Genomic DNA, 6,000 nt, shown 5'->3' with positions numbered 1-6,000 from the left:
GGAAAAACACAAGAAAGAATATGGTGGAGGGGGACGGATTCGAACCATCGAAGGCAGTGCCGGCAGATTTACAGTCTGCTCCCTTTGGCCACTCGGGAACCCCTCCAGGGTGTTTTATACTTAAAAGATAGTTTCCCAACCTAGCTTCCAAGTTGTTCTTATGTTTAAAGGAAAAACACAAGAAAGAATATGGTGGAGGGGGACGGATTCGAACCATCGAAGGCAGTGCCGGCAGATTTACAGTCTGCTCCCTTTGGCCACTCGGGAACCCCTCCAGGGTGTTTTATACTTAGCAAGATGTTTTCCCAACTCATCTCCCAAGTGCGGAGCGAATCATAGCAAACTCGCTCAGGCTGTAAAGCGTTTTTCTTGCGTTTTTACGTTGAATGCTGTCTTTTTGGGCAAAGATGGTAGAAAGTCAGCGTTTTGTGTGTCCTTTGAACAGAAGAGAAACGCTCTTTTTACTTGAATTTACACTACTTGACGTTAAACCACGTATCTACTGATAAAATGTAAGCAGTTTAATGACATAAGTTTATTCGTTTAGAAGTCAATATCATGAGCATGAAAGCCACGTTATCGTTATCTGTTTTAACGCTTTCTATATTAATGAGTTCTCCATCAGCTTTCGCAGCTATGCGAGGCTCAGCAGTTACCGTCGTAACTGAGCAAGTAGAAACGCACGAGATCAATCAATCCTTATCGCTTATCGGTAAATTAGAAGCGGCGGAGTCTGTGGTTGTTGCATCGGAAGTCGCCGGCAAAGTGAATCAAATCGCTGTTAAAGCGAATCAAAATGTCCAACAAGGTCAACTGTTAATCAAGTTGGATGATGATAAGGCTCAAGCCGCTTTGATTGAGGCAGAGGCGTACCTTAAAGATGAACAACGTAAGCTAAAAGAGTTTCAACGTTTGGTTAAGCGAAATGCTATCACCCAAACTGAGATCGACGCACAAAAAGCAAGCGTTGAAATTGCACAAGCAAGGCTGGACGCCGCTCAAGCAAATTTGGCCGATCTTCATATTACTGCGCCGTTCTCTGGCACTGTTGGTTTCATCGATTTTAGTCGCGGTAAAATGGTTAGCGCGGGTACAGAGCTGTTGACCTTGGATGACCTTTCCGTCATGGAGCTGGACTTACAAGTACCGGAGCGCTATTTATCGGTGCTTTCTATTGGTATGGAAGTCATTGCCAAAACCAGTGCATGGGGTGAACAGACGTTTACTGGTCAAGTCACAGGCATTGATACGCGGATTAGCTCAGAAACGCTGAACCTGCGTGTACGTATTGAGTTTGAGAACCCTGAAAACCGCTTAAAGCCGGGCATGTTAATGAATGCATCATTGGCCTTCCCTGCGATTGAAGCGCCAATTATCCCGGTTCAAGCACTAGAATACTCTGGCACCAAGCGTTACGTATACGTCATCGATGACAACAATAAAGCGACTCGACAAGAAGTCATTCTCGGTGCTCGTGTCGATAACGAAGTCGTTATTGAATCAGGCGTTGAAGTTGGCGACAAAATTGTTGTACAGGGCATCGTTAATATGCGAGATGGTGTTGAAGTTAAGGAAATTGTCGCACCAGGAAAGTCAGAAACAGCTAACGCAACGGGTAATCAAGGTGTTCAAAGCACGCAAGACGAAGCGGCTAAGGAAGCAAACTAATGTTACTTTCTGACGTTTCTGTAAAACGCCCAGTCGCAGCGTTGGTATTGAGTATGCTGCTGTGTGTATTTGGTTTTGTATCCTTTACGAAACTAGCGGTGCGAGAAATGCCGGACATTGAAAGTCCGGTCGTTTCCATTAGTACGCGTTACGAGGGCGCTTCCGCGACGATCATCGAGACTCAAATTACTTCTGTATTAGAAGATCAGCTTTCAGGTATCAGCGGAATCGATGAGATCAGTTCGACGACGCGAAACAGCAGTTCGCGTATCACGATCACTTTTGAGCTAGGTTACGATCTCAATACGGGTGTTAGTGATGTTCGCGACGCGGTGGCTCGCGCTCAACGTTCGCTACCTGATGAAGCGGACGATCCAATTGTCTACAAGAATAACGGTTCAGGTCAGGCCTCCCTCTATATTAACCTCAGCTCTGCAGAGATGGACCGCACTCAATTGACGGATTATGCAGAACGTGTACTGATGGATCGCTTTAGCTTGATCTCTGGGGTGAGCTCCATTGATCTTTCTGGTGGTTTGTACAAAGTGATGTACGTGAAGCTTAAGCCAGAGCTGATGGCGGGGCGCTCAGTCACGGCTTCGGACATTACATCGGCACTGCGAAGTGAAAACTTAGAAAGTCCGGGTGGTGAAGTTCGTAATGATTCGACAGTCATGTCGGTACGGACAGCGCGTAGCTATAACACGCCGGAAGATTTTCAGTACCTCGTGATTAAAAGGGCAAGCGACAACACGCCTATCTATTTGAAAGATGTCGCTGATGTTTTTATCGGTGCAGAGAACGAAAACTCGACCTTTAAAAGCGATGGCGTCGTCAATGTTAGTTTGGGGGTTGTTCCTCAGTCTGATGCGAACCCGTTAGAAGTAGCAAAATTAGTTCGAGCTGAAGTTGATAACATCCAGAAGTTCTTGCCGGAAGGAACGCGGCTTGCTATCGACTACGATGCGACGGTGTTTATCGAGCGCTCGATAGAAGAGGTATATAGCACGCTATTTATTACGGGCGGTTTGGTTATTTTGGTGTTGTACATCTTCATTGGTCAAGCTCGTGCAACCTTGATCCCAGCTGTTACGGTTCCTGTATCGCTGATTTCCTCATTCATTGCCGCTTATTACTTTGGCTTTTCTATCAATTTAATCACCTTGATGGCGTTGATCCTGTCTATCGGCTTGGTAGTGGATGACGCGATTGTGGTTGTTGAAAACATCTTCCACCATATAGAACGTGGTGAATCACCTTTGCTTGCGGCCTATAAAGGCACGCGGGAAGTAGGTTTTGCCGTTATCGCGACAACGCTAGTGCTGGTGATGGTATTCCTGCCGATTTCTTTTATGGATGGCATGGTAGGTCTGCTATTTACTGAGTTTTCTGTCTTGTTGGCGATGTCAGTAATTTTCTCGTCTTTGATCGCCCTAACATTAACTCCTGTATTGGGTAGTCAGATTTTGAAGGCGAATGTAAAACCAAATCGATTTAATCAAGTGGTCGATCGCCTATTTAGTAAACTTGAGAGTGGTTACCGCTCATTATTGAAAGGCGCATTGAAAATGCGTTGGGCTGCACCGCTGGTGATTTTGGCGTGTTTGGGCGGCAGTTACTTCTTGATGAACCAAGTGCCAGCCCAGTTGACCCCTCAAGAAGATCGCGGAGTGATGTTTGCGTTTGTTCGCGGGGCTGATGCCACGTCATACAATCGTATGTCAGCCAATATGGACATTGTTGAAGACCGATTGATGCCATTACTCGGGCAAGGGTATCTGAAGTCGTTTAGTATCCAAACGCCTGCATTTGGTGGACAGGCTGGCGACCAAACCGGCTTTGTTATCATGATTCTAGAAGACTGGAACGAGCGAGATGTAACAGCTCAGGAAGCGCTTAACAAAGTGCGTGGCGCACTGGCTGGCATACCTGATGTTCGAGTGTTCCCATTCATGCCTGGTTTCCAAGGTGGTTCGAGTGAGCCTGTTCAGTTTGTATTAGGTGGCTCTGATTACGATGAACTTCTCGTCTGGGCTGAAATGTTGAAAAACAAAGCAGAAGAATCGCCAATGATGGAAGGCGCTGAGATCGATTACTCAGAGAAAACGCCAGAGCTATTGGTTACGGTCGACAGACAGCGTGCCGCAGAACTAGGGGTCAGTGTCAAAGACATTTCTGATACGCTAGAAATCATGCTTGGTGGTAAAAGTGAAACGACTTATGTTGAGCGTGGCGAAGAGTATGATGTGTATCTTCGTGGTGATGAAAACAGCTTTAATAATGCAGCGGATTTAAGCCAGATTTATCTGCGAACTAATAGTGGGCAGTTAGTGACGTTAGACGCGGTCACTAAAATTGAAGAAGTGGCAGCTTCTATTCGTCTATCTCACTACAACAAACAGAAATCCATCACTATTACAGCCAACTTGTCAGAAGGCTACACATTAGGAGACGCGCTGAATTACCTTGATCAACAAGCGATAGACAATTTACCAGGCGACATCTCGGTGAGTTATTCTGGTGAGTCAAAAGACTTTAAAGAGAACCAAGCGAGTGTTGCTGTTGTGTTTGCGTTGGCATTGCTTGTGGCATATCTCGTGTTGGCGGCTCAGTTTGAAAGCTTCGTGAACCCGTTAGTTGTGATGTTTACGGTGCCGATGGGCGTATTTGGTGGCTTCCTTGGCTTGGTTGTGATGGGGCAAGGCATGAACATTTACAGCCAGATTGGCATGATCATGTTGATCGGCATGGTGACGAAAAACGGCATTTTGATTGTCGAATTTGCCAACCAGTTACGTGACCGTGGTGTTGAATTCGAAAAAGCGGTTATTGATGCAGCTGCGCGACGTCTACGCCCGATCTTGATGACAGCATTTACCACGCTTGCTGGTGCCATCCCACTGATCGTTTCGACAGGGGCAGGTTATGAGAGTCGTATTGCTGTGGGTACCGTGATCTTTTTCGGGATGGGATTTGCAACATTGGTGACCTTATTTGTCATCCCGGCTATGTACCGATTGATTTCGGCGAAAACACAGGCGCCAGGTCATGTAGAAGCAGAATTGAACAAAGCACTCAGCCACGATACAAAAGGCCGTATTGCTCATCCTTAGCCGCTGTACGTAAAGCTTTGATTGAAAACACCGAACAACTTTTGTTCGGTGTTTTTTTATATTGAGAGTGATTACTTATAGATCTAATGATTATTTTTGTTTATTATTTCGCCACTTCTTCGAGGGGCACAGGACTCGCTCATCGTATTTGACTGAATGTCGGGTCTTGTTAGGTGTCATGCCGGGAAAGCAGCATATACCTATTATTATTTGAGGTGTTCTCTTGAAAAAAGTACGTGGTAGTTACATGGTAGAAATGGTTTTAGTTGCGGGTGTTATGGCGTTGTTAGCGACCACTGCACTTCCGACGTTAACGAATGCACTAAAAGATCGTCAAGATGGCATTTTACACTCTCTCGATACCGGTCAACCAAGTAGCCATGTGAATCAAGAGACAACAGAAAAGTTCTCCGCTCAGTAACTGATGACACTCCGTAGATTGTAAAACAAGCCGAGGTAAAAACCTCGGCTTGTTTGTATTTCAATTCTGGTAACTTGGTGCTACCTAATGTTAGAAGCGTTTACCTAAGCTAACTTGCACACCTTCGTAGCTGTCGTAAAAATCTTCAAAGCCCATATCTGCGACATTATAGATGTACTCTGCGCGCAACCAGATGTCTTTGCTCATATCCCAATGGATACCAGCACCGATGTTGAATAGTGCTCCTGAATCATCGGTGACTTTTTGTTGGTTTGGAACGTACATTTCTGCCTGAGTCCCTAACGCGGTCACGCGGCCAAACAAAGAAAGTGGCGTATCGCCAAGGTTATCACTGGTCAATACAGCTGACATACCCGCTTGGTAATAGTGCAAATCCAAATCTGTTTTCAGTTTGTCGTTCTTAAGTTCGTTTTGGGAATAGCGAAGCACACCTTCAAACGCAAGGTATTGATTAACATGATAGCCCCAACCAACAGTGATATGTGGTGTGGACCACTCATTGTCTCTGTCTGAGCCAAAATAGGGGGTATCAAAACCGACGTTACCAGTACCCAGATAAAAATAAGATTGATGAGTTTGTTCTTGAGCAGCAAAAGTCGGCACACTGATGGTCAAGGCAGACAATAATAGAATGGCGTTTTTCATAACTTGACGATAACCTTTGTAAAAGACCGTTGTAATGATTTGTGTTAATATTAAATTAATCAATAAGATAGATGGCGTTTATCATATCAGCTTTTACGCAAAGGTAGTCATTTAGACTGGGAATTGTTGCGC

At 45.2% G+C, this 6,000-nt stretch carries 4 protein-coding genes and 2 tRNA genes; 3 read left to right on the top strand and 3 right to left on the bottom strand.

Translation table 11 applies throughout. The features are described from left to right. Window positions 1-21 precede the first annotated feature (21 nt). Both NL643_RS01505 and NL643_RS01500 read right to left on the bottom strand, forming a co-directional pair. Window positions 22-106, bottom strand: a tRNA-Tyr gene (locus NL643_RS01505). Between the two features lie 84 nt (window positions 107-190). Next, window positions 191-275: transfer RNA gene (locus tag NL643_RS01500), tRNA-Tyr, on the bottom strand. Between the two features lie 283 nt (window positions 276-558). Here NL643_RS01500 and NL643_RS01495 point away from each other — a divergent pair. From NL643_RS01495 to NL643_RS01485, 3 genes are all read left to right on the top strand, one after another. Then, window positions 559-1,668 (top strand): efflux RND transporter periplasmic adaptor subunit, encoded by a 1,110-nt coding sequence (locus NL643_RS01495; RefSeq protein WP_253643790.1) that lies wholly within the window; start codon window positions 559-561, stop codon window positions 1,666-1,668. Beyond that, a complete protein-coding gene (gene vmeF / locus NL643_RS01490) occupies window positions 1,668-4,781 on the top strand; it encodes a multidrug efflux RND transporter permease subunit VmeF (protein WP_253643789.1) in 3,114 nt (1,037 codons plus the stop codon). Before NL643_RS01495 ends, vmeF begins: the two co-directional genes overlap by 1 nt. 223 nt (window positions 4,782-5,004) lie before the next feature. Then, complete coding sequence (locus tag NL643_RS01485; RefSeq protein WP_047008491.1) at window positions 5,005-5,202, top strand: type II secretion system protein; 198 nt, start codon at window positions 5,005-5,007, stop codon at window positions 5,200-5,202. Between the two features lie 90 nt (window positions 5,203-5,292). Here the strand turns inward: NL643_RS01485 and NL643_RS01480 are convergent, their stop codons facing one another. Next, complete coding sequence (locus tag NL643_RS01480) at window positions 5,293-5,868, bottom strand: porin family protein (RefSeq protein WP_253643788.1); 576 nt, start codon at window positions 5,866-5,868, stop codon at window positions 5,293-5,295. Window positions 5,869-6,000: the final 132 nt, after the last annotated feature.

This window comes from Vibrio sp. Y42_MX_L11 (genome assembly GCF_024181785.1).
Classification (GTDB): Bacteria; Pseudomonadota; Gammaproteobacteria; order Enterobacterales; family Vibrionaceae; genus Vibrio; species Vibrio diabolicus.
Note: the sequence above shows the minus strand (reverse complement) of the source record. Positions and strands in the feature narration are given on the sequence as shown.

Bases quoted from the DNA above. Each gene is read 5' to 3' on its own strand.
- NL643_RS01495 (WP_253643790.1), top strand. From the start codon at position 559: ATGAGCATGAAAGCCACGTTATCGTTATCTGTTTTAACGCTTTCTATA.
- vmeF (WP_253643789.1), top strand. From the start codon at position 1,668: ATGTTACTTTCTGACGTTTCTGTAAAACGCCCAGTCGCAGCGTTGGTA.
- NL643_RS01480 (WP_253643788.1), bottom strand. From the start codon at position 5,868: ATGAAAAACGCCATTCTATTATTGTCTGCCTTGACCATCAGTGTGCCG.